3 protein-coding genes are annotated in these 2,581 nt (G+C 67.1%); all 3 read left to right on the top strand.

Annotated elements, in window-relative coordinates; all coding sequences use genetic code 11:
* Positions 1-48: 48 nt before the first annotated feature.
* The 3 genes from VFM98_RS13645 to VFM98_RS13635 are packed head-to-tail and all read left to right on the top strand — an operon-like array spanning position 49 to position 2,563.
* A complete protein-coding gene (locus VFM98_RS13645; protein ID WP_325110461.1) occupies positions 49-642 on the top strand; it encodes an IS1595 family transposase in 594 nt (197 codons plus the stop codon).
* A 5-nt stretch (positions 643-647) separates the two neighbouring features.
* Complete coding sequence (locus VFM98_RS13640) at positions 648-1,001, top strand: transposase (protein WP_325110462.1); 354 nt, start codon at positions 648-650, stop codon at positions 999-1,001.
* Entirely contained in the window at positions 1,001-2,563 is a 1,563-nt protein-coding gene (locus tag VFM98_RS13635; RefSeq protein ID WP_325110460.1) for a transposase, read from the top strand. The genes VFM98_RS13640 and VFM98_RS13635 overlap by 1 nt, the downstream gene beginning before the upstream one ends.
* Positions 2,564-2,581 lie beyond the last annotated feature (18 nt).

Genomic DNA, 2,581 nt, shown 5'->3' with positions numbered 1-2,581 from the left:
CGGGCCTATCGCCTTGACAAAGGTTAGCACAAATTCTAGATACAAAACATGAACACGACCGCGCTTACGCTCGGCGCCTTCACCGATCTATTCCCGGACGAGGACGCTGCGCGGACGTGGTTCGAGCGAGCCCGCTGGCCTGACGGACCGATCTGCCCCGTGTGCGGTTGCGTGGATCGTGCCTGCTGGCTCAGGACCGTGCGCCGCTGGGAATGCATGGCCTGCCGCCGCCAGTTCACGGTCACGGCGGGTACGCCGATGCACCGCACCCACCTGCCCCTGCTCACCTGGGCGCAGGCTATTTACCTGATCGCCGCCGCATCCAAGGGCGTCTCCGCCGTGAAGCTGTCCGAGATGCTGGGCGTCTCCTACGCCACGGCGTGGCATCTCGGACACCGCATCCGCGCCATGATGGCCGAGGACAACCCGCTCCTGGCGAACGTCGTCGAGATCGACGAGACCTCTGCCGGAGCGCCGCCGCGCAAGCGCGCCAAGCCGGAACACACCGACGGCGACCGCGCCCCGCCACCCAATCCCAAGGGGCGCGGCACGAGGCGTCCATTGCTGCTGGTTGCCGCCGAGCGCGGCGGCGACGTGGTGGCATTCCAACCCACGGCCAGATTGCCGTTGCCGAAGCGTTGAACGGCGTGCTGGAGCCGGACGCCATAGCGATGACGGACGGTCTCCCGGCCGACAAGCACCTGGGCGCGGAACGTGCCCACCTGTCGGTGAACCACAGCCAGAAGGAGTATGCCCGCACCGACGAAGAGACTGGGCACCGAGTCCCCGTCAACCGCGTCGAATCCTTCAACGGCTTCCTGGGCCGCGCCGTCGCCGGTGTGTTCCACTTCGTCTCACCCAAGCACCTCGGCCGCTACGCCGGCGAGGCCGCCTTCCGCTGGAACCGCCAGGCCGACGCCTGCCTGGAGCGCATGGCGCGGCTCGTGCGCAACGGCATTGGGCGCACGTTGCCTTACGACTTCCTCACCGGAGCCGTCTGATGGCCCGCCGGAAGCCCGAGCACCTGCCCGTCCATCGCACCGACCTGCTGCCGTCGAACCTGACGGCGGGCAAGGAGACGGCGGTGCGGGCGCTGCTCGCGGCCTACCGCAAAGGCGCGGTGCTGCTGGGGCGCGAGCAGTGGCGGCTGTTCTTCGAGACGGGCCGGTTCGACAAGAACCACGATCTTGACAAGGTGACCTTCGCCGCCGTGATCGGCGCGGCCAACCGCGTCCAGATGTGCCGCTGGCAGGTGGTCGGGCAGTTGCAGGGCTGGCTGTCGAACCGGGCCAACGAGTTCCGCGATGCGGTGCATCGCAGCAACCTGCCGCCCGACACCAGGCACATGCTCCACACCATCAACGTCCTGGGCGCGTGGTTTCGGCGCGAGGACGTGGTGATGAAAACTTCGGGAGAAGCCATTCCCGAAAGCGTCCGGCGGCTGGCGCGCGCGATCATGCGCCACGTCATGGCCAAGCACCGCCGTCCGAACCTGTCGCGCCTCTCCATGCGCCTCGACCACCGGGCGGGCAGCATCGCGCGTCCGGTTAAGGCGACCCAGGGCGGTCGGGTTGACTTGTGGGTCAACTTGTCGACGCTGGACAAGGGACGGAAGATCGCCGTCCCGCTCCTCACCTATGCCTATCATGACCGGCGTCCGGGCCGCGTCACCAACGGCATTCAGATCAACGAGCGGGACGGGCGGCTGACCTTCGGCGTCGTCACCGACATGGGCGAGGTCTGCGCCAAAAGCCGCGCCGGCTACGATGGCCACGGCGTGATCGCTCTGGACTTCGGGCTGTCCACGTTGTTCGCCACATCGCAAGGCCAGTTGCTGGGTCAAGGATGGTTGACGCGGCTAAAGCGGTACGATGCGCTGATTTCCATGATCGCCGCCAGCCAGCAACGCGCCCGGCGCAAGCCACGCGACAGCAAGCGCTACCGCGCCTTGGCGGAAGACGTGCGCGGCTTCCTGCGGACGGAGATCGGGCGCGTCCTGAACCGCCTCGTCGCGCAGGGCCAGCCCAAGGAACTGGTCCTCGAACGGCTGGACTTCCGGCAAGCCGCCCTGTCGAAGCGCCTCAACGCGATCCTGCGCAACTGCGGGCGCTCCATCATCCAGGCCAAGCTCAAGGACCTGGAGGAGCGGTTCGGGATCACGACCGCCGAGGTCAATCCCGCCTACAGCAGCCAAGCCTGTTCCTGCTGTGGGTACGGAGACAAACGAAACCGTCGCGACCAGAAGACCTTCATGTGTCTTTGGTGCGGCCATCGCATGCATGCCGACCTCAATGCGGCGGCCAACATCGAAGCGCGCCGTGCGCGCCCCAATGGTTGGCTGTTCCAGGGGAAGGCGGCGATCCTTGCCGAACTCGTGCGCGAGTTCGGGGAGCGACGGGTGCGGGCCTCTAGCCCGTGCCGAACCGGGAGCCGGGGTGCCCCCGCCGACCCACGTCTGACGAACCCCTATTTCGGGGGGACGCCATTGGCCGTGGTGAGGTCAGCCGAACGCCGCGAGGCGTCCGTGAAATCGCGAGAAACTCAAGCCCTTGTGGCTGCCTGAGTTAAGGCGATAGTACCC

The organism is Ramlibacter sp. (assembly GCF_035706265.1).
Taxonomy (GTDB): domain Bacteria; phylum Pseudomonadota; class Gammaproteobacteria; order Burkholderiales; family Burkholderiaceae_C; genus Ramlibacter.
This window is presented reverse-complemented; position numbering and strand designations above follow the sequence as displayed.